17 protein-coding genes are annotated in these 19,418 nt (G+C 66.6%); 9 read left to right on the forward strand and 8 right to left on the reverse strand.

The genetic code is table 11. The features are described from left to right. Positions 1 to 3: 3 nt before the first annotated feature. The 3 genes from Q0Q02_RS06400 to Q0Q02_RS06410 all read right to left on the reverse strand — a co-directional run bounded on the left by Q0Q02_RS06400 (position 4) and on the right by Q0Q02_RS06410 (position 4,510). Complete coding sequence (locus tag Q0Q02_RS06400) at positions 4 to 945, reverse strand: ABC transporter permease (RefSeq protein ID WP_293807860.1); 942 nt, start codon at positions 943 to 945, stop codon at positions 4 to 6. Between the two features lie 174 nt (positions 946 to 1,119). Then, positions 1,120 to 2,640, reverse strand: a complete 1,521-nt coding sequence (locus tag Q0Q02_RS06405; protein WP_293807862.1) for an ABC transporter substrate-binding protein — start codon at positions 2,638 to 2,640, stop codon at positions 1,120 to 1,122. Between the two features lie 40 nt (positions 2,641 to 2,680). Beyond that, positions 2,681 to 4,510: a gamma-glutamyltransferase family protein gene (locus Q0Q02_RS06410; protein WP_293807863.1), complete on the reverse strand. Its 1,830-nt coding sequence runs from the start codon at positions 4,508 to 4,510 to the stop codon at positions 2,681 to 2,683. A 224-nt stretch (positions 4,511 to 4,734) separates the two neighbouring features. Here Q0Q02_RS06410 and Q0Q02_RS06415 point away from each other — a divergent pair, with 224 nt between their 5' ends. Together Q0Q02_RS06415 and Q0Q02_RS06420 are read left to right on the forward strand one after the other, a co-directional pair. Further along, positions 4,735 to 5,427, forward strand: coding sequence for a GntR family transcriptional regulator (locus Q0Q02_RS06415; RefSeq protein WP_293807864.1), 693 nt, complete (start codon positions 4,735 to 4,737; stop codon positions 5,425 to 5,427). 14 nt (positions 5,428 to 5,441) lie between these two features. After that, complete coding sequence (locus Q0Q02_RS06420) at positions 5,442 to 5,849, forward strand: SgcJ/EcaC family oxidoreductase (RefSeq protein ID WP_293807866.1); 408 nt, start codon at positions 5,442 to 5,444, stop codon at positions 5,847 to 5,849. Between the two features lie 45 nt (positions 5,850 to 5,894). On the opposite strand, the gene Q0Q02_RS06425 is transcribed toward Q0Q02_RS06420, so the two are convergent. Beyond that, on the reverse strand, positions 5,895 to 8,618 hold the full coding sequence (locus tag Q0Q02_RS06425; RefSeq protein WP_293807868.1) for an EAL domain-containing protein: 2,724 nt from the start codon (positions 8,616 to 8,618) through the stop codon (positions 5,895 to 5,897). Continuing rightward, positions 8,615 to 9,715, reverse strand: a complete 1,101-nt coding sequence (locus Q0Q02_RS06430; protein ID WP_293807870.1) for a TRAP transporter substrate-binding protein — start codon at positions 9,713 to 9,715, stop codon at positions 8,615 to 8,617. The genes Q0Q02_RS06425 and Q0Q02_RS06430 overlap by 4 nt, the downstream gene beginning before the upstream one ends. A gap of 527 nt (positions 9,716 to 10,242) precedes the next feature. Between Q0Q02_RS06430 and Q0Q02_RS06435 the strand changes: the two genes are divergently transcribed. Further along, positions 10,243 to 10,560: a hypothetical protein gene (locus Q0Q02_RS06435; RefSeq protein ID WP_293807871.1), complete on the forward strand. Its 318-nt coding sequence runs from the start codon at positions 10,243 to 10,245 to the stop codon at positions 10,558 to 10,560. Between the two features lie 52 nt (positions 10,561 to 10,612). Here the strand turns inward: Q0Q02_RS06435 and Q0Q02_RS06440 are convergent, their stop codons facing one another. Together Q0Q02_RS06440 and Q0Q02_RS06445 are read right to left on the reverse strand one after the other, a co-directional pair. Then, positions 10,613 to 10,864 (reverse strand): hypothetical protein, encoded by a 252-nt coding sequence (locus Q0Q02_RS06440; protein ID WP_293807873.1) that lies wholly within the window; start codon positions 10,862 to 10,864, stop codon positions 10,613 to 10,615. Positions 10,865 to 11,054: 190 nt separating this feature from the next. Next, positions 11,055 to 11,357 carry a DUF6522 family protein gene (locus tag Q0Q02_RS06445; RefSeq protein WP_293807875.1) on the reverse strand — a complete coding sequence of 101 codons (303 nt, stop codon included), beginning with the start codon at positions 11,355 to 11,357 and terminating at the stop codon, positions 11,055 to 11,057. Between the two features lie 610 nt (positions 11,358 to 11,967). Here Q0Q02_RS06445 and Q0Q02_RS06450 point away from each other — a divergent pair. Genes Q0Q02_RS06450 through Q0Q02_RS06475 form a run of 6 tightly spaced genes read left to right on the forward strand, consistent with a single transcriptional unit; the run spans position 11,968 to position 18,348 of the window. Next, positions 11,968 to 12,564, forward strand: coding sequence for a flavin reductase family protein (locus Q0Q02_RS06450; RefSeq protein WP_293807877.1), 597 nt, complete (start codon positions 11,968 to 11,970; stop codon positions 12,562 to 12,564). A 23-nt stretch (positions 12,565 to 12,587) separates the two neighbouring features. Next, positions 12,588 to 13,592 carry an MsnO8 family LLM class oxidoreductase gene (locus Q0Q02_RS06455; protein WP_293807879.1) on the forward strand — a complete coding sequence of 335 codons (1,005 nt, stop codon included), beginning with the start codon at positions 12,588 to 12,590 and terminating at the stop codon, positions 13,590 to 13,592. 26 nt (positions 13,593 to 13,618) lie between these two features. Beyond that, positions 13,619 to 14,962: an LLM class flavin-dependent oxidoreductase gene (locus Q0Q02_RS06460; protein WP_293807881.1), complete on the forward strand. Its 1,344-nt coding sequence runs from the start codon at positions 13,619 to 13,621 to the stop codon at positions 14,960 to 14,962. Between the two features lie 40 nt (positions 14,963 to 15,002). After that, positions 15,003 to 15,539 carry a GNAT family N-acetyltransferase gene (locus tag Q0Q02_RS06465; protein ID WP_293807882.1) on the forward strand — a complete coding sequence of 179 codons (537 nt, stop codon included), beginning with the start codon at positions 15,003 to 15,005 and terminating at the stop codon, positions 15,537 to 15,539. A gap of 40 nt (positions 15,540 to 15,579) precedes the next feature. After that, on the forward strand, positions 15,580 to 17,382 hold the full coding sequence (locus Q0Q02_RS06470; protein WP_293807884.1) for an amino acid ABC transporter permease/ATP-binding protein: 1,803 nt from the start codon (positions 15,580 to 15,582) through the stop codon (positions 17,380 to 17,382). A gap of 33 nt (positions 17,383 to 17,415) precedes the next feature. Then, a complete protein-coding gene (locus Q0Q02_RS06475; protein ID WP_293807886.1) occupies positions 17,416 to 18,348 on the forward strand; it encodes an ABC transporter substrate-binding protein in 933 nt (310 codons plus the stop codon). 37 nt (positions 18,349 to 18,385) lie between these two features. Here the strand turns inward: Q0Q02_RS06475 and Q0Q02_RS06480 are convergent, their stop codons facing one another. After that, entirely contained in the window at positions 18,386 to 19,396 is a 1,011-nt protein-coding gene (locus Q0Q02_RS06480) for a DUF2891 domain-containing protein (RefSeq protein ID WP_293807888.1), read from the reverse strand. Between the last annotated feature and the right edge of the window lie 22 nt (positions 19,397 to 19,418).

The raw sequence follows: 19,418 nt of genomic DNA on the forward strand, positions 1-19,418 counted from the left end.
AGGTCAGCTTCTCAGTCTCGGGTTGACGAGGATGTATCCGATATCGGCGAGCAGATTGAGGATGATGTAGAAGAGCGAGGTCACGAGCACGACGCCCTGCACCACCGGATAATCGCGGGTGAAGACGGCATCCACGATCAGCTTGCCGAAGCCGGGAATCGTGAAGATCTGCTCGGTCAGGACCGCGCCGGACAGGAGCGCGCCGAACTCCAGCGCGCCCAGCGTGATGATCGGCGTCAGCGCGTTGCGCATCGCGTGCTTGAGCACGACGGTCGATTCGTTGAGGCCCTTGGCCCGCGCGGTGCGGACATAATCGCTGCTGAGCGCCTGGAGCATCGCGCCGCGGGTGTGGCGCATGATCACGCCGGCAATCCCGATGCCGAGCACGAAAGCAGGCATGATCGTGGTGGCGAGGTTCATCTTCAGGTCTTCCGAGGGGCTGACGAAGCCGGAGGCCGGAAGCCAGCCGAGATGGACCGAGAAGAACAGGATGAGCAGGATGCCGAGCCAGAAGTTCGGGACCGAAATGCCGGCGAGCGACGCGACATTGGTGGCGTAGTCGACAGCGCTGTTCTGGCGCAGGGCTGAAATGATGCCTGCGGTGATGCCGACCACGAGCGCGATGCAGATGCCCATGACCGCCAGTTGCAGCGTCACCGGCAGCTTGAGCAGGATCAGGTCGAGCACGGGGCGGTTATGGCGCATGGACTCGCCGAGATCGCCGGTGGCAACGCCCTTCAGCCAGTAGAGATACTGCACGATCAGGGGCTGATCGAGGTGATATTGGGCCCGGATGGCCGCCAGCGTCGCTTCGTCCGGATTCTCGCCGGCGAGCACCAGCGCCGGATCGCCCGGCAGGAGGTGCTGCAGCGAGAAGATGATGACCGACAGGAGGAGGACCGTCGGGACGAGCTGCGCGAGGCGGCGGGCGATCAGTGTCGGCATCGTTCAATCGCCCGTCAGGTTCAGGATCGGCGGCGCGGCCATGGCTTCGAGTGTTCGGTTGCGGGTTTCACGGATGAGGCGACACCCGGACCGGTCATGACGGCTCCGGGCGCGGACGCGCCCGGAGCCTGAACGGATCGCGGGAGAGGCGCTCATCACAGCCCCGGTACGCGGTCAGTTCTTCCGGCTGACATTGGTCAGGCGGATGATGCCGTCAGGCGCCGGCTTGAAGCCGGTGAGCGCGGAGTTGTGCGCGAAGATCCACTGCGAATGGTAGAGATAGACGATCGGCAGGTCCTTCAGCAGGATCGCATTGGCCTTGGCGTATTCCGCCTTGCGAGCTTCGACATCCCCGAGCGAGCGGGCCTTCGCGAGGATCGCGTCGAGCTGCTCGTTGCAATACTTGGCATCGTTCGTCGCGACGCCGCAGGCGAGCATTGGCGTGATGTTCAGGTCGGGGTCGACGCGGCCGCTCCAGCCGACGAGATGGGCCTGGAACTTGCCCTGGCGGGCGATGTCGAGCAGCGTCATCAGCTCGGTCGGCTTGATCGAGACCTTGATGCCGATCTCCTGGACCATCGCCTGGATGAGCTGGGCAACCTGCTGGCGCTCGGCGTCGGTGGGGACGAGCAGTTCGAGATCGACCGACTTCACGCCGGCCTCGGCCATCTTCTTCTTGGCAGCGTCCAGGTCACGGGCCGGAACCGGGAACTTCTTGTCGTAGAAGGGGCTGGACGGCGGGAACGGCTGGTTGCCGGTGCTGGCCTGGCCGTCGAACACGACATTGCTGATCGCCTGGCGATCGATCGCGAGGCTGAAGGCTTCGCGGATCGCCGCCTTCTTGCCGGCATCGAGATTGGCGCCTTCGCCACCGATGCTGAAAGTGATGCCGTAATAGCCGAGCCCGACCACGGGATCGACGGCGAGCGCCTTGTCCTTCTTGACTGCTTCGACATCCGTCGCCGCGAGACGCTCGATCAGGTCGAGCTGGCGGGAGCGCAGGTTCAGCAGGCGGACATTGGAATCCGGCATGCCGCGATAGATCAGGCGGTCGAAATGATATTTCGCCGCATCGTAATATTGCGGGAACTTCTCGAGGACGATGCGGTCCTGGACGACGCGCTCCAGGAACTTGTAGGGGCCCGAGCAGACCGGCGCATCGGTGAACTTGTCGCCGAGCTTGGCGCCGGCGGCCGGGCTGATGATCATGCCGGCACGATCGCTGAGCGCGGCGAGCAACGGAACCGAAGGCTCCTTGAGGCTGATCTTGACGGTCGTCGCATCGACGGCCTCGACGCTCTTGATCGCACTGATCTCGGCCTTGCGGCGCGAGATGCCGGAGGTGAGCGCCCGCTCCAGATTGTACTTGATCGCGGCCGCGTCCACAGCCGTCCCGTCATGGAAGACCGCGTCCTTGCGCAGCTTCAAGGTCAGTACGGTGCTGTCCAGGCTCCATTCCCAGCTTTGCGCCAGCATCGGGATGATTTTGCCGGTCGTGTCGATATCGACGATCTTGTCGCAGAGCGATTGCAGGACGTGACGACCGACGAAGCTCCAGTTGGAAACCGGGTCCAGCGTATCCGGATCGTCCTGCAGGCCGATCTTCAGGACGGACTGGGCCGTGGCGGGAACCGCCGTTGTGGCCAGGGCGCCAAACGCCAGGCCGGCGGCGAGCGCAAGAAAAGCCGGTTTCATCGATAGTCCCCTCTTCTGTTGTCCTGTGCCGGCCGCGCGCTCAGCGGGCGACCGCATAACCCTGGACGCCGCGCGGATTGGCGCCGGCCTTGATCAACTGCACGTCGCCGTCCATCTCGCGCGCGACCGCTGACAGGCGCCCTTCGGACCAGGCGTCTCCAACCGTGATCTTGTGCCCCCTCGCCGCCAGATCCTCGCGAACCGCTTCAGGGAAGCGGGATTCGAGCGTCACGGCGCCATGGCTGATCTCGCGCGGCCAGAAGGATGAGGCGAGATGGTCCGTGTGGAAGGACGGGGCATCGATCGCTTCCTGCAGATTCATGCCCTTGTGGAGATGGCGCAGCAGCATGATCAGCTGCCACTGATCCTGCTGGTCACCGCCGGGCGTGCCGAAGGCCATATAGGGCTGGCCGTCGCGGTAGACCGTCGAAGGCGTCAATGTCGTGCGTGGCCGCTTCGACGGCGCCAGGGTCGAGTTCAGCCCCTCTTCGAGCCAGAACATCTGCGCGCGCGTGGTCAGGCTGAAGCCGAGACCGGGGATGACCGGACTCGACTGGAACCAGCCGCCGGACGGCGTCGCGGAGACCATGTTGCCCCAGCGATCGACGGCGCTCACCTGCACCGTGTCGCCGCGCTGCGCGCCTTCGCGGGTCAGCGCCGGCTCACCCTGCTTGTCGTTCGGTAGCTTGGCTTCGCGGACGGTCGGCTCGCCGCCGCCGAGACCGGGCTGCGCGATCGTGCCGACCTTGCGCAGCGGCGGCAGATTGGGATTGCGGCCGTCTGGCGTGCCGGGAAGCACCTCCATCGACGCCGTCCCCGTGATCAGCGCCCGCCGGATATCGGCATAGCCGGAGGACAGCAGCGCCTTGATCGGCACGTCAGAACTGTCGCCATACCAGGAATCGCGGTCGGCCATCGCAAGCTTGGCCGTCTCGACGACGAGATGCACGAAATCGGCGCTCATCGGGTCGAGATCGGCGATATCAGTGCCCTTGAGGATCTGCAGCATCTGCAGCAGGACCGGCCCCTGCGACCACGGTCCGCATTTGAAGACCTCGTAGTCGCCATAGGTCACCGAGACCGGCTTCTCGATCAGCGGCTGATAATCGGCCATGTCGTGCGCCGTGATCAGGCCCTTGTGGTGGCGGCCCGAGACGTCCCAGACTTCCTGCGTCGCGCAGAACTGCTCGATCCGCTCGGCGACCGGCCCGCGATACCAGAAATCGAGCGCCGCATCGATGCGCGCTTCCCGGTTCTTGCCGGATTTCGCGTGGTCGAGGATCTGCTGGTAGAGCGCGGCGATCTGCGGATTGCGGAACAGCTTGCCCGACTGGGGCGCGACCCCGCCCGGCAGGTAGAGCTCAGCCGAGCTCGGCCAATGGGTCTCGAACAGCCCCCGCATTTCCCCAATCGTCCGGGCGATGCGCGGCACCAGCGGATGGCCCGTGCGGGCATAATAGATCGCCGGCGCCAGCACGTCCTCAAGCTCGGCGGTGCCGTAATCGCGCAGCAGCGTCAGCCAGGCACCGAAGGCACCGGGGATGCAGGCGGCCAGCAGGCCGGTGCCCGGAATGATGTCGAGGCCCAGCCCCTTGAAATAGGCGACGGTCGCCTTCGACGGGGACGGACCCTGGCCGGAGATCACGATGGGCGCGTCGGCGCCAGCCGGCGTGACGATGATCGGCACCTCGCCGGCAGGGCCGTTGAGATGCGGCTCGACGATCTGCAGGACGAAGCCGGTGGCGACCGCGGCGTCGAAGGCGGTGTGCCCCTTCTCCAGGATGGACATGCCGACGGTCGAGGCGAGCCAGTGCGTCGAGGAAACCGCCCCGAATGTGCCCCTGAGTTCCGGTCGCGTCGTGAATGTCATGGCAGTTCCTCAGCTCCAGCCGTTTGCCCCCCGAGAAGGCGCCGAAAAGGCCGGATATCGCGCGAGAGAGTTTAGGCAGGCCTCAGAAAGCCGCGCTGCAGGACGTGTGCGGCGGCACCTTTTTGTATATTGTTTGTCCACAATGCAATAAGATTGTGTAATCTTCAGGCTCGATCGCGACGGTGGTCTCTGGAATGGCTGACATACGAGCAGAGAGGCGATCGATGTCGGAGATATCTGCTTCCACGCGGAAAAATCGCAGCGATTTCATCGCTGAACAGCTGGAAGAGGCTGTCATCAACGGCGCGTTTCCGGCCGGATCGAGGCTCGACGAGGCTTCGATCGCCCTGCAGTTCGGCGTCTCGCGCACACCTGTCCGCGAAGCATTGCATATCCTGTGCGGGCGGGGGTGGGCTGAGCGCGAACCCTTCAAGGGCGTGGTCGTCACACAGATTTCCGCCGAGCGCATCGACGAGATGTTCGAGGCGATGGCCGAGCTCGAGGCGACATGCGGCCGGCTGGCCTCGCATCGGATGACGATGAGCGAGCGCGGCGAGCTCGAAAGCCTGCACCGCCAGATGAACGTGCTCGCCGAAGAGGGGGACAATGATGGTTACAACGACCTCAATACCCGGTTCCACAACCTCCTTTTCCAGGGCAGCCACAACAGCGACCTGATCGCCGCCGCCCAGACCCTGCGCCTGAAGCTGGCGCCGTTCCGCAAGTTTCAGCTCAAGGACAAGGGGCGGATCAAGCGGTCCTGCCGTGAACACCAACAGATCGTCGATGCGATCCTGGACCAGGACGCCAAGGCAGCGGAAAGCGCGTTGCGCCGCCACCTCGTCTCGGCTGCGCAGGAGGTCCTGCTCAAGCGGCAACGTCAGGAAGACGATGCCGTTGCCAAGAACACACCCTGAAAGGCTAATCAAAAATGTCCGATGCGATTGAGGCCGACGCCATCCGCGCGGTGATCGCCACCATGCAGGCGGCCTGGAACCGCGGCGATTTCCACGGCTACATGGCGGGGTTCGCCAATCCCGATGTGGTCTTCGTCTCGAGGGGACGCATCCAGAAGGATTGGCAGGCGACTCTGGACCATTACATCGCCGACTATGGCGGCGCGCCCGGCTCGCAAGGACAGCTCGCCTTCTCGAATATCCGCATCGAGATGCTGGCGCCGGACGCGGCCCAGCTGATCAGCGACTTCAGGCTGGAGCGCGCGGCCGGCAATCAGGTCGGCGTCAACACACGCCTGATGCGCAAGCGCGACAACGGATGGGTCATCGCGCTCAACCACGTCTCCCAGACAGAAGACGATCGCGTCGCCGACAAGACATGACGGCGCCCCCGGCTTGATCGCTCGGCGAGCGGGCCGCCGAACGGACTACAGCGTATCGGACGAATCGCGGCCGCGGCCGCCCCGCCGCCCGCCTCGACTTCGGGAGGATCGCCTGAACAAGGTCGTGTGGACCGCATGGAGGATCGGCTCCGGCTTGCCCAGCAGATAGCCTTGCGCTTCCGTGCAGCCCGCCCGGTCAACCGCGTCGAGCTGGTCCTGCGTCTCGATTCCCTCCGCCGTGGTCGTCATGCCAAGCTCAGTTGCGAGCGCCGCGATCGCGGTGACGATGGCGACGCTGTCGGAATGGGCGGTCATGTCGCGCACGAAGGAACGGTCGATCTTGACCTTGTCCAGCGGGAACAGCCTGAGATGGCTCAGGCTGGAATAGCCGGTCCCGAAATCGTCGAGCACGATGCGGACGCCGAGCTCCTTCAGGCTCTTCAGCGTCCCGAGATTGCGGTTGTCGTTGGCGAGCAGCGCCGTCTCGGTGATCTCGAGCTCCAGCCGTTCCGGGTCGAGCCCTGTCTCGTCGAGGATATCGCGAACGGTCGCGACCGCGTCGCCGAAGATCAGCTGTACCGGCGACAGGTTGACGGAGATGCGAAGGTCTCCCGGCAATTGGGCGGCGTCTGCGCAGGCCTGCCGGATGACCCATTCGCCGAGATCGACGATCAGGCGGGTTTCTTCCGCCAGCGGCACGAACTCCGCCGGCGCGACCAGCCCGCGCTCCGGATGGTGCCAGCGCAGAAGGGCCTCGAAACCGCAGAGCTTGCTGGATCGCAGATCGAAGATCGGCTGGTAGGACAATTCGAACTGCCGCTCATCGATGGCCTCGCGCAGATCCGCTTCCAGGGCGAGGCGCGCGCGCAGCTGTTCGTCCATCTCGGCGGTGAAGACGCAATGGACGCCGCGCCCCAGCGCCTTGGCCTGATAGAGAGCGAGATCGGCCTGCTTCAGCAGAAGGTCCGCGTCGAAATCCGGTCCCTCGGCCACGGCGATGCCGACGCTTGCGGAAATCGAGATCGTCCGGTCCTGGATGAGATAGGGCCGGCTGAGAACCTCGATGATGCGCGCACCCAGCGCCTCCGCCTGTTTCGGCTGGTCCCGGTCGAGGCTCAGGACCGCGAACTCGTCGCCGCCCAGACGGGCGACGCAATCGCTGTCCCGTACGCAGGTCGCCAGGCGCTCGGCGACCGACAGAAGCAAAAGGTCGCCCACAGGGTGCCCCAGCGTGTCGTTGACGTCCTTGAAGCGATCGAGATCGAGGAACAGCAGGGCGACGGCCCCCGCCTCCTCCCCTGCCCGCCGCAGCGATCTCGCGATCTGACTGCGGAAGGCGAAACGGTTCTGCAGGCTCGTCAGGTCGTCATGATGGGCCAGGAAGCGGATGCGGCTTTCCTGCTCGACGAGAGCGGCATGCTGTTGCCGTGCCTCTTCCGCCGCCTCGTTCGCGCGCATGTTGGCGACAGCCAGCTCGGCGAGCGCGGCCTTGAGCACCGTAATGTCGGTGCGGGTACCGACCGTGCCGCCATCCCTCATCCGCCTTTCCGTGATGAGGAGCCAGCGGCCATCCGGCAGCAGCCGCTCGATCGAGCCGGTGCCCTGCCGATGCCAGAAGGACACCTCCCGGACGAAGTCCTCGATATCGCCGGTCGCCTGGGGATATTGGCCGAGCCTCGCACCGCCGCGGATGATGTCCTCGAAATGCGTTCCGGGGGTCATGAAGGGCGCGCTCAGGGAGTAGAGCTCGCGGTAGCGCTGATTGCAGGTCACCAGCCGGTCGTTCTCGTCCCACATCACGAAGCCGTCCGACATCGCCTCGATCGCGTTGTCGAGAACCGCAGAGGCCCGCGCCCGCTCGGCATCCGCCCGCTCGCGCTGGTGGATGGCGAGCAGGATAGCCCCGGCGAAGGCCGAGAGGAGCAACACGGCGATGATGGCGCCGGTCACCGTCCGGTCGCGATCCTGACGCCACTCGGCGAGCACCTCCCGCCCTTCCACGCTGAGCACGACGCGGAGATCGCCGTAGAGCGAACTCCTGACCACGTTCAGCGTGGCGTTGTCGCTGCTCCTGTTCCCGATCAGGAAGGCTTTGCCGTGCGCCGGCTGCGTGGGTAGCGCGGACGCCCGCGACTTGCCGATCAGCAATTCGTCATGCGGCAGCGTCGCGACGACCTGACCATTGGCGCGTTCCAGCGAGATCTGCGTGTCCGGACTGACACCGGCCTCGGCCAGGAGCTTCATCAGCGTGTGCAGGGGCACCTCGGCAACCGGAACGATGCCGTTCCAGGCCGGAATCCGGCGCGCGACATAGAGCGACCAGTCGCCCGTGACCGCGTTGCGAAGCGGGCCGATCAGATTCGTCGGCGCCTGCCCGACCTTGGCAACATCCGGCGGCAATGCATGACGGGCGCCGCTCGGCTTTGCCGAGGCGACGACGCCGCCGTCAGGCCCGACGAGCAACAGATCCCGAAACGCCATCGTCTGGAAGTTGAGGCCGCGGAGCAGGCGGCTGGCGGCGTCTCTCTGCCCCGGCCCGATCTGCGCGACCTCGAACAGGTTCGCAAAGCTCGCCAGCGCGCCGTCGACCTGCAGCAGCTGCCGGTCGAGCGCGTTCCCGACGGCCACAGCTGAACTCTCCAGCTGCTGCTCGGCAGCCCGCCAGGCAGCATCCTCCCGTTTTCGGACCAGATTGGAGGCACCGATGGCCGCCACCGCCAGGATGACCACCGTCCCTGCTGCGACCATGAATTTCAGGCGATTGATCACGGTATCCGGGGCTCGATGGCGTGAAGCGGCTTGAGATAGGTGTTCCAGGTCGACACGCAGTCCTGGCCGCAGCGCTCGAACCAGCGCGGCAGCACAACTTCGGCGAGGAGGCGCCGGCGCGTTTCGTCCGCAGGCCGGGCCGGCACCACGGTCATCGGCCGCTCGGGCTTGCCGGCGCAGGGCTCGGTCCCGGCATTGCAGGCGAGTCCGCGCTGCGTGTCGACTTCCGCCTGCGACCAGATCCGGCCCTCGAGCCGCCCGACCCCCTGCCGGATGATGTCGCGCGCATCCGCCGGGAGCGCGTCCCAATAGGCTCCGTTGGCGCCGAAGATCGAAACGCCCCAGCTGAGCGCGAAGGCATGGACGGCAACCGCCACGCGCGGCAGCCCGATCTCGTAGCCGCTGAGCGTGCCCGTGATCGCGCAATCGGCGACCCCGTCGCGGAGAGCCGCGACGATCTCGGCGAAAGGCAGGATCACCGGCACGGCGCCCATCGCCGCCATCAGCTCGGACTGAGCGACCGAGGAGGTGCGCACCTTCCGGCCGGCGAGATCATCGAGCCCCTTGAAGGGCTTTGCGCAGAACAGCACCTGGGCCGGATAGGCATAGACCCCGAGAAGCTCGATGTCGTAGCGCTCGCGCAGCACATTGCGCAGATGCTCGCGAAATGCCGCGACCGTTCGGCGCAGCGTCGCGACATCGGGATTCAACACGGGCAGGTCGACGGCGCCCAGTTCCGGCTCGTCGCCCGCGACGACGCTCAGCAGGGCCGTTCCGAACGACACCACACCGAGCCGCATCAGCTGGAGCATTTCCTGGTTGCGCAGGCCTCCCGCATCGAGCGGCCGGATCGTCGCGCCGATGCGGCCCTTCGACAGCTCCCTGATCTCGGATTGCCAGAAGGGCTGCTCGATCTTGGTATATTGGGTGACGCCAGCGAGCCCGCCGATGATCTGCAGATTGATCGGCTCTTCGGAACGGGGCTGGGCAAGAGCATCGCAGCTTGCGGAGGCGAGCATTGCGGCGACAGCTGCAATCACAGGCTGCACGTACCGGCGCGGACGTTTCGTGATGGCATTGTCGCAGGCCTTTGCCATCTTCCCCTCGGTGCGAGCCCTGTCCGATCGGGGCGATATTCGACCGCCGCGGTTAACCGCGGTTAAATCGGAAGCTCAACCTTGTCCCCGTGGCGCTTCTTTCCCCAGTTTTCAAAGCGCCCGGCAGAAACGCGGCCAGTGCACGCCCGGCCTCCCCGGTGCCGGTCTCCGGACAGCGGCGCCGCTCGCGGCGGGCGGTGTCCGAGCAAGGCTTTTCAAGGTCCTTCCGAATATTTCTTCGGAAGCGGCCGAGGCTATATTGCAGAAGCGAAATAAGCTTGGAACTGTTCGCAACAATGCGCACCGAACAATTCCGCGGTTGCCGCGCAAGCGAAGCTCGCTATGCTCGATGATCTACCGCTCCTGTTCCAAAATGTACCGCCCGGCATCGGGGCTCCTTTCATCGCGCGTGTCTGGCGACAACGCACGAGACGAAGCGAGATGGGCCTATCGGCCAGAGCCAGCGAAACGTGAAGGTCGGGAGCAAGCAGAGGAACGGCGCAAGCGAGACGAGTGGGGGGCGGAAGATGCGTCTGGGAACGGTGGCGGCGCTGTGGGTTCTGGCATGCCCGGCGGCTGCGACGAGCGAGGTCCTGCGCAAGGGCGAGTTCCTGCAGGATTACATCACCTGCGAAGCCTGGATGAAGCGCGAGGCCGCGGATTCGGAGATGCATGGACTGATCGGCCGCTGGGTGGTCGACGCCATGCGCCAGAGTTCCCCCTCGCGATTGTCCAAATACGGCGATGGCGAGATTCTCGAAGCCGTCGAACGGCAATGCCGGGCACAGCCGGCCAAGACGCTGACAGTCGTCACCTTCCTCGCCGGGCTTCGGCTACCCGAATAGCGCCGGGCACGGGTCAAATCCGGCCGCGGCGCGTATCCGGCGGTCCGTCGCCTTAGAAAAAAGGCAGCACGCCGCTGCCGAAGCTGTCGGAGCGCCCGGCGAAGCTCGTTCCGCTGTCGCGCCGATAGCTCGGTCCGCTCAACCGTGCCGGAGCCGGGCCGGCATCGAGATAGCTGCGCTGCTGCGGCTGGATCGGCATGGTCTGGACCACCGGCGCGTCCGCGTACGTGGCGGGCTCGCTGGAGACGCAGCCGCCCAGCGCCGCGAGGAAGATCGTGGCCGGGGCAAGGTGGAGAAGACGCATCGTTTCCTCGTCGAGAAAGCGCAGGAGGAAAGCGAAGACCGGCACCGCCGATGCGTTTCACCCCGCTGGGTCATCATTATCGAGATCGCGCGGGCAAATGTACACCGGACCGTCGGTCGGCGATCCCGCGCGACTGGCAGGCCGCGGCGACCGCGGCCGTCTCCGGCCCCGAACCGAACGGGCCGTTTCTTCAGGTGCAGCCGCGGCGGCCCTGCGCGGGCACGAATTCGAGCTGTTCCTCGGCCATCGTCCCATCGGCCAGGACGATGGCCTGCCAGCAGCGATTGCCGCAGCGGACGGAAAGGCGCCAGCGCCCTGCATCTTCGCCCTCACCACGCTCGACCCGGCTCGTCACCAGCCCGCGGCGCATCAGATCGCGCAACTCGTGCTCCGACCAGCCGAAGCGACCGGCCAACCGCGCGGCATCGAGCGTGAAGGAACCATCGGCATCCCGGACGAACGGAGGCTCCGGCGAAACGGCATCGGCGCTCATGATGCGTCCCTTTCACAGATGGTACGTTCCGACTCCTTTTGACGCGCGGAGTCAACAGCAGCCGTGCACCGCCTGCCCGAACCGGCGCAGGCGCCCTCGGCTCAGCTCGGCGGAATCTCCTCTTCATCGGCTGGATAGATGCTGCGGAGCCTCGCGAATGGGTTTCTCCCGAAAGAAGGGAGCGCGATGGCGCATCTGCCTACCGTAACCGCGAACTTTGAAAGGCTGTTTCATTGACCGGGAGACGTCCGGCGGAAAGAATAAGCAGTATCGAGCGGTGTTCGCATCACTCTTTCGCGGGATTTGCTGGAGCAGCTTGCACCGCGTCAACAATGCTAAAAGCACCACGACGAAATCGTGGGCTCCGCGACACGGAGACACGTCGGTGACGACATGCACGACTTCATCCAATCCTGTCCAGACGCTTGGGCGCCGATGTTCCTGACAGGATGTCGGGCGCCCTGAGCGTCTGAATTCTTTTCATTGCAACGCTGCCACGACGCCGGCCCTGCCGGCGGTGGAGGGCGCTTATCCCGCGTTCACCGCCGGCATCGCCATCGAGCGGCCTGCCGCCCCTCACGAATCCGAACGGCCTGCTCCAGAGGTTTCCATGGCGATCCTGTCTCTTGCCCCCTCGCTTCCGACCCGCGCCCCGACCGGCCCGGCCCCGCACGCAATCCCGACGACGAACGGCGATTTCCGCACGGCGTTGCGTCATCTCGCGGGTGGCGTTTCCGTGATCACGACCGGGCGCGGCGAGGATCGCACCGGCCTGACCGTGACCTCGCTCTCCTCGCTCTCGGCCGAGCCGCCGGCCGTGATGTTCGGCCTCAACCTCTCCTCCTCGACCTACCCCGTCCTCGCGCGCCATCGCAGCTTCGGCGTGAACTTCCTCACTGCCTCGCAGAAGCAGGTCGCGGACCGCTTCGCCGGGCGCGGCGGCGAGAAGGGCCCGGCCCGCTATGCCGAGGCGGAGTGGCGCGAGGGACCGAGCGGAGCACCGCTACTGCAAGGCGCGCTCGCCGCACTCGATTGCGAACTGGAGGAGCTGATCGAGCGCCACTCGCACGCCATCGTCATCGGTCGGGTGCGCGAGATCCGGCTCGGCGGCAGCGACGCCGCCCTCCTCTACTGGCGCGGCGATTACGAGCGGCTCGGCTGGATGGCCGAGGAGGCAGCGACCGCCCTCGGCCTCCGCTCCGCCTGAAATCTCCAACGGCAGCGGAACCCATGACCTACGCACTGAGCCTTCTCGACAAGACCCCGCTCATCGAGGGCGAAACCGCCGGCGCGGCGCTCCAGCGCACGGTGAGCCTCGCCCAGGCAGCCGAGCGCCTCGGCTATCACCGCTTCTGGCTGGCCGAGCACCATGACTTCCCCGGCCTCGTCAGCCCGGCGCCGGAGGTGTTCGCCGCCTATCTGCTGGCGTGCACGCAGCGCATCCGCATCGGCTCCGGCGGTGTCCTGCTGCCGCATTACAGCCCCTACAAGGTCGCGGAGACCTTCAACCTGCTGGCATCGCTCGCGCCCGGCCGCGTCGATCTCGGCATCGGCAAGGCACCAGGCGGCCTGCCGCTCTCGACCAAGGCCCTGCGCGTGCTGCACGATCCCGCGCGCGCTCCATCGTTCGAGGCCCTGCTGGACGAGCTCGACGGCTTCCTCGCTCCGCCTGTCGCCACAGTCGGTCCGCAGGACAAGGCTCGCGCGCTCCCGGTTCCGCCCGTGACGCCGGAGCGCTTCCTGCTCGGCGCGAGCCCGGACAGCGCCCGGCAGGCCGGCGAGCGCGGCTGGCACTTCGTCTTCGCCGGCCACCACAACGGCGATCCCAAGGCGATCGAGGTCAGTCTTGAAGCGTATGCCAAGGCCGGCGGAACCGCCCCGCTCCTGCTCGCCGTCGCAGCCTTTGCCGCTGAGACGACCGAAGAGGCGCTGAACCTGACGGAAAACCATCGCGTCGTCCGCCTCACCCTCGACAACGGCCAGAACCTCAATCTCGGCAGCGAGGAACAGGCCGCCGAATATGCCCGCCAGGCCGGCGCCGCCTCCTACAGCACCGAGATCCGCAAGCCGCATATCCTCGCCGGCACGCCCGAGCAGGTCCGGCGCGAGCTTGACGCCCTGCATGCCCGCTTCGGCATCGCCGAATTCGTCATCGACACGCCGACGGCCTTGACCAGCCGGCGCCTCGCTTCCCTCACGCTGCTCGCCGGCGAAAGGCCGGCGCTGGCGGCCTGATCCTCTCCGTCGAAAGGACTGATCCCATGTCCCGCACCCGCCTCACCTTCGGCCTTATGCTCCAGGGCGCCGGCAGCCACATGAACGCCTGGCGCCACCCGAGCAACCCGGCCGATGCCAGCGTCAATCTCGACTTCTTCATCCGCAACGCCCGCAAGGCCGAGGAGAACGGCATCGCCTTCGCCTTCGTGGCCGACGGGCTCTACATCAACGAGAAGTCGATCCCGCATTTCCTCAACCGCTTCGAGCCGCTGACCATCCTCTCGGCTCTGGCAACGGTGACGACGAAGCTCGGCCTCGTCGGCACGGTCTCGACCTCCTATAGCGATCCCTACACGATCGCCCGGCAATTCGCTTCGCTCGACCTGATCAGCGGCGGCCGCGCGGGCTGGAACGCGGTGACCTCGCCGCTGGAGGGCTCCGGCCGCAACTACAGCCGCCCGCATCCGGAGCATTCCCTGCGCTACGAGATCGCGCAGGAATATCTCGACGTCGCCAAGGGCCTCTGGGATTCCTGGGATGACGATGCCTTTATCCGCGACCGCGAGGCCAGCCGCTTCTTCGACCGCGACAAGCTGCACACGCTGAACCACAAGGGCCGCTTCTTCCAGGTCGAGGGACCGCTCAACATCCAGCGTTCGCCGCAGGGCCAGCCGGTGCTGTTCCAGGCCGGCGCCTCGGAATCCGGCATCGGGCTCGCCGGCCGCCATGCCGACGCGGTCTTCGCCAACCATGTCCCGCTGGAGGAGGCGCAGGCGCTCTACCGCGCGATCAAGACCAGCGCCGTCGCCCATGGCCGCAGCGCAGACGACGTAAAACTCTTCCCCGGTGCCGGGCCGATTGTCGGCCGCACCGCCGCCGAAGCGGAGGAGAAGTATCAGGCGATCCGCAATCTCGTCTCGATCGAGGATGCGCTCGCCTATATCGGCCGCTATTTCGACCATCACGACTTCACCGCCTATCCGCTGGACGCGCCCTTCCCGGAGCTCGGCGAGATCGGCAAGAACAGCTTCCGCTCGACGACCGACCGCATCAAGCGCAACGCCGTCCTGAAGCGCCAGACCCTTCGCGAAGCGGCACTCGAGGCCGCGACGCCGCGCACCGACCTGGTCGGCTCGGCCGAGGAGATCGCCGGCAGGCTGATCGAGCGCGTCGAGGCGCAGGCCGCCGACGGCTTCGTGCTCGGCTTCCCGGTGATCGGCCAGGGTCTCGACGATTTCGTCGAGCTGGTGATCCCGGTGCTGGAGGAGCGCGGCGTCTACGACCGCACCCTGCCCGGCCAGACCTTGCGCGACCATCTCGGCCTGCCCCGCCGCGAGAGCCGCTACGCGACCACACCGGACACCGCCCCGGCCCGCCGCGCGAGCTGAGCCCGCGCCCCGCCATCCCGATACGGAAAGGCTCGATCCCATGGCCGATGAATTCTTCTACACCACCCCGCTCCATCCGCTCGCCCAGCCCCTGGTCGAGCAGCTCACCTGGGAATATGCCACGCGTTACGGCAGCCAGTTCGGCGAGCCGCCCGGCGCCGAGATGAGCCGCTATCCGGCCGAGCTCTTCGCTCCGCCGGACGGCAATTTCGTACTGCTGCTGCGCGACGGCCGGCCCATCGCGGGCGGCGCCTTCAAGCGCTACGACGAACGCACGGCCGAGATGAAGCGGATCTGGACCCATAGCGATTTCCGCCGTCAGGGTCTGGCCCGGCGCATCGTTGCCGAGGTCGAAGCGCAAGCCATCCGGCAGGGTTACGGCAAGATCTACCTGACCACCGGCTTCCGCCAGCCCGAGGCCAAGGGGCTCTATCTGGAGACCGGCTACACCCCGCTCTTCGACGTCTCGGCCGATCCCGCGTTCTACCGGAAGCTGCCCTTCGAGAAGGAGCTGGTCGCCATCCCAGCTTCTGCGGTCCGGCCGCCTGACGGTCACGCCGCGCGCAGCGCCGCCTGACGGGCCGCTTCTCCCTTTCCCATAACAAGAAGAGCCAACCATGACCCTCGCCAGCGACTTCGCGGGCTTGCCCTCGCACGCCCAGAATCCAGCGCCGCACCGCGATTTCAGCCGCTATCGCATCGTCCCTGCGCGCTATCCCGGGCGGACCATCGGCACGGTCTTTGCAGCCGTCGTGATCTTCGCGATCGTGAACTCGGTGCTCTCCAATCCGCGCTGGGGCTGGGACGTCTTCGCCGAGTGGTTCTTTGCCGAACCCGTGCTGGTCGGGCTCGGCCGCACGCTGTTCCTGACGCTACTCGGCACAGTCTTCGGCTTCCTGTTCGGAACCTTGCTGGCGCTGGCGCGGGTCTCCGGCTCGCCGCTGCTCGCCTCGCTGTCCTGGGGCTATGTCTGGCTGTTCCGCTCGATCCCGCTGATCGTGCTGCTGCTGATCCTGAACAATCTCGGCTATCTCTACAGCACGATCTGGCTCGGCATTCCCTTCACCGATATCGGCTTCGGCAACTGGTCGACCACGCAGCTCATCACGCCCTTCTTTGCGGCCGTGCTGGGTCTCACCCTCAATGCCGCGGCCTTCTCATCCGAGATCGTGCGCGGCGGCATCCTCGCCGTCGACCAGGGCCAGCACGAGGCCGCCGCTGCGCTCGGCCTGCCGAAGCATCGTCAGGTCTCGCGGATCGTGCTGCCGCAGGCGATGCGCTCGATCCTGCCGACCGCCTTCAACGAGATCATCAGCCTCGCGAAGGGTACGAGCCAAGTCTACATCCTCGCCCTGCCGGAGCTGTTCTACACGATCCAGGTCATCTACCGGCGTAATCTCGAGGTGATCCCGCTGCTGATGGTGGCAACGGTCTGGTACCTCGTCATCCTCAGCGTCCTCTCCTTCTTCCAGCGCCATATCGAGCGCCACTATGCCCGCGGCGCCCTGCGCAACCCGCCGCCGTCAGCGATCGACACGGCCATGCGCTGGCTCGGCCGGAACCACGTCGCCCCGGCGACCGCCGGCGCCGGCTTCACCGCCCCAGCGCAGGCCCCTGCCACGCCGCGCACGGCCTCGCTCGCCACGCTCTCCCCGCGCAGCGGCGGCGAGATCCGGATCAGCCATGTCTCGAAGAGCTTCGGCCCGCTCAGGGTGCTCGACGATGTCAGCCTGTCGCTGCGCCCCGGCAGCGTCACCGCGATCATCGGCCAATCCGGCTCGGGCAAGTCGACCCTGCTGCGCTCGATCAACCATCTGGAACGCGTCGACGAGGGCTTCATCGCCATCGACGGCGAGCTGATCGGCTACCGGCAGGACGGCGAGACGCTCTACGAACTGAAGGAGAAGGACATCCTGGCCCGGCGCGTCGATGTCGGCATGGTCTTCCAGAACTTCAATCTCTTCCCGCACCTGACCGCGATCGAGAACATCGCCGAGGCGCCGGTGACCGTGCGCGGCCTCTCCCGCGAGCAGGCCCTGGCGGAGGCGCAGGAACTGCTCACCCGCGTCGGCCTCGCCGAGAAGGCGAACGCCCATCCGCGCCAGCTCTCCGGCGGCCAGCAGCAGCGTGTCGCCATCGCCCGGGCGCTCGCCCTCAAGCCGAAAGTCCTGCTCTTCGACGAGCCGACCTCGGCGCTCGATCCCGAACTCGTCGGCGAAGTCCTCGACGTCATCCAGGAACTCGCCCGCTCCGGCACGACGCTGGTCATCGTCACCCATGAGATCGGCTTCGCCCGCGAGGTCGCCGACCAGGTCGTCTTCATGGAGGCCGGCCGCATCGTCGAGAGCGGCGCGCCGGCCGATGTCCTCGGCAACCCCAGCCACACCCGCACCCGCGAATTCCTCGCCAAGGTGCTCTGACCCTCCCCGCCACGCTCCACAAGGAAACCGACCATGATCACGCGTCGTAACTCGCTCAGCCTCCTCGCCGGCGCCGCCTCGGCGGCCATCCTCCCCGCCCGCGCCTTTGCCCAGCAGGGTATCGACCTCTCGCCCGAGCAGCCGGGCCGGCCCCGCGCGCAGATCGACGAGGCCGCGATCAAGCTTATTGCCAAGGACGCCAAATTCGCGAAGGACGGTGTCTTCACCGTCGCCAACAATACCGGCCGCTTCCCCTTCGGCGGCTATGCCAGCGACACGAAGACCATCATCGGTGCCGAACCCGATATCGCCCAACTCGTCGCCGACGCGCTCGGCCGCAAGCTGGAGATCGTCCCGACCGCCTGGGCCGACTGGCCGCTCGGCGTCGTCTCCGGCAAGTTCGACGCGGTGATCTCCAACGTCACCGTCACCGAGCAACGCAAGGAGAAGTTCGACTTCTCGACCTATCGCAAGGACCTGCTCGGCTTCTACGTGAAGAAGGACAACGAGATCGTCATCCGCGAGCCGCGCGACGTCGCCGGCCTCAAGATCATCGTCGGCGCTGGCACGAACCAGGAGCAGATCCTGCTGCGCTGGAACGAGGCCAATCTCAAGGCCGGGCTGAAGCCGGTCGAGATCCAGTACTATGACGACGATGTCGTGCTCTACCTCGCGCTCGAATCCGGCCGCGCCGACGCCTATCTCGGCCCGAATGCCCTGCTGAGCTACAAGGCCGCGCGCGAGAACAAGACCCGGCTCGCCGGCAATTTCTCCGGCGGCTGGCCGATCCTCGCCGAGATCGCGGTGACGACCCGCAAGGGCGCCGGCCTCGCCGACGCCATCACTCAGGCGCTCAACACCCAAATCAGGAACGGGAACTACGCCAAGGTTCTGGCTCGCTGGAACCTCTCGGCCGAGGCGATCGAGGAATCCCGCACCAATCCGCCCGGCCTGCCGAAAGCGTGATGGCCGGGATCGGTCGCCGCTGGCGCGGGAGCAGGCCTCACCGCTCCTCGATGGCGAGCACGGCGAAGCTCGCAAGCCAGTGCTCGCCCATGTAGTCGCCGGCAATATGCGGCAGCCCGGTTTCAAGATGCAGCCTTGCCGCGTCCGCGATGACCGGGCGCCGCGCATCCCACTCCGGCAGCGCCGCAGCCAGCGCGCTCCAGCACCAGGCGCGGCTGAGATTGAGCCCGTCGAGATGCGCGATCTTGCCGTCGGTCCGGTCCGTCACGGTCGCCGGCTTGAACAGGATCGCCGGCTCACGCTGCGCGATCCGCGGCAGGAAGCGTTCGAACCAGGGCAGGAAGCGCTCCGCCGGCAGCAGGCGGCGCATGCACTCCGCCTCGATCAGCGCCGAGGACTGGAAATCGTCGCCGCTCGGCTCGCCCCAGGCCGGGCAATCCTCATCCGCGCCATACCAGCGCAGGGCCGTCTCGCGCAGCAGGGTCAGGAAGGCGCCGTCGTCGGTCGCATCGGCATAATCGGCCGCCATCCGCAGGCCGAAAGCCGTGTTGAAATGTGTGCCGACCCGCACCGGATAGGTTGCGATCGGCAGGAAATCGCGGAAGCGCTGGGCGAAGGCCTCGGCGAGCGGCGCCAGCGCCCGGCCCCAGCGCCCGTCATCGAGCCCCTTCAGCTCGGACGCGAGCTTGAGCAGCCAGCCCCAGCCATAGGGCCGCTTGAAGCCGCGCGCCGTCGGCTGGGCGAGATAGGCGCATTCGACCGCGACCTTCTCCGGGACAAGCTGCGCATCGAACAGCGCGACGATATCGGCAGCCGCCTCCATCGTCGGATGGCGCCGCAGCAAACGCGCCAGCATCCAGTAGCTGTGCACACAGGAATGCCAGTCATAGCTGCCATAGAACACCGGATGCAGCTGGCTCGGCGTCTGCGCATCCTGCGGCCCGGCCAGCGTATGGTCCGGCTTGTTCGGGTATTCGCGGCGGACATGGCCGAGCGCGATCCGGGCAAAGCGCTGGGCGATCTCTTCGGTGAGCGTGGGAGTGGTCATGAGCTGGTTGTCTCCGATGCCG

This window comes from uncultured Allobosea sp. (assembly GCF_945956895.1).
GTDB lineage: Bacteria > Pseudomonadota > Alphaproteobacteria > Rhizobiales > Beijerinckiaceae > Allobosea.

Excerpts from the sequence above, each read along its gene's own strand:
- Q0Q02_RS06400 (WP_293807860.1), bottom strand. The coding sequence starts at position 945 with ATGCCGACACTGATCGCCCGCCGCCTCGCGCAGCTCGTCCCGACGGTC.
- Q0Q02_RS06405 (WP_293807862.1), bottom strand. The coding sequence starts at position 2,640 with ATGAAACCGGCTTTTCTTGCGCTCGCCGCCGGCCTGGCGTTTGGCGCC.
- Q0Q02_RS06410 (WP_293807863.1), bottom strand. The coding sequence starts at position 4,510 with ATGACATTCACGACGCGACCGGAACTCAGGGGCACATTCGGGGCGGTT.
- Q0Q02_RS06415 (WP_293807864.1), top strand. The coding sequence starts at position 4,735 with ATGTCGGAGATATCTGCTTCCACGCGGAAAAATCGCAGCGATTTCATC.
- Q0Q02_RS06420 (WP_293807866.1), top strand. The coding sequence starts at position 5,442 with ATGTCCGATGCGATTGAGGCCGACGCCATCCGCGCGGTGATCGCCACC.
- Q0Q02_RS06430 (WP_293807870.1), bottom strand. The coding sequence starts at position 9,715 with ATGGCAAAGGCCTGCGACAATGCCATCACGAAACGTCCGCGCCGGTAC.
- Q0Q02_RS06435 (WP_293807871.1), top strand. The coding sequence starts at position 10,243 with ATGCGTCTGGGAACGGTGGCGGCGCTGTGGGTTCTGGCATGCCCGGCG.
- Q0Q02_RS06440 (WP_293807873.1), bottom strand. The coding sequence starts at position 10,864 with ATGCGTCTTCTCCACCTTGCCCCGGCCACGATCTTCCTCGCGGCGCTG.
- Q0Q02_RS06445 (WP_293807875.1), bottom strand. The coding sequence starts at position 11,357 with ATGAGCGCCGATGCCGTTTCGCCGGAGCCTCCGTTCGTCCGGGATGCC.
- Q0Q02_RS06450 (WP_293807877.1), top strand. The coding sequence starts at position 11,968 with ATGGCGATCCTGTCTCTTGCCCCCTCGCTTCCGACCCGCGCCCCGACC.
- Q0Q02_RS06455 (WP_293807879.1), top strand. The coding sequence starts at position 12,588 with ATGACCTACGCACTGAGCCTTCTCGACAAGACCCCGCTCATCGAGGGC.
- Q0Q02_RS06460 (WP_293807881.1), top strand. The coding sequence starts at position 13,619 with ATGTCCCGCACCCGCCTCACCTTCGGCCTTATGCTCCAGGGCGCCGGC.
- Q0Q02_RS06465 (WP_293807882.1), top strand. The coding sequence starts at position 15,003 with ATGGCCGATGAATTCTTCTACACCACCCCGCTCCATCCGCTCGCCCAG.
- Q0Q02_RS06470 (WP_293807884.1), top strand. The coding sequence starts at position 15,580 with ATGACCCTCGCCAGCGACTTCGCGGGCTTGCCCTCGCACGCCCAGAAT.
- Q0Q02_RS06475 (WP_293807886.1), top strand. The coding sequence starts at position 17,416 with ATGATCACGCGTCGTAACTCGCTCAGCCTCCTCGCCGGCGCCGCCTCG.
- Q0Q02_RS06480 (WP_293807888.1), bottom strand. The coding sequence starts at position 19,396 with ATGACCACTCCCACGCTCACCGAAGAGATCGCCCAGCGCTTTGCCCGG.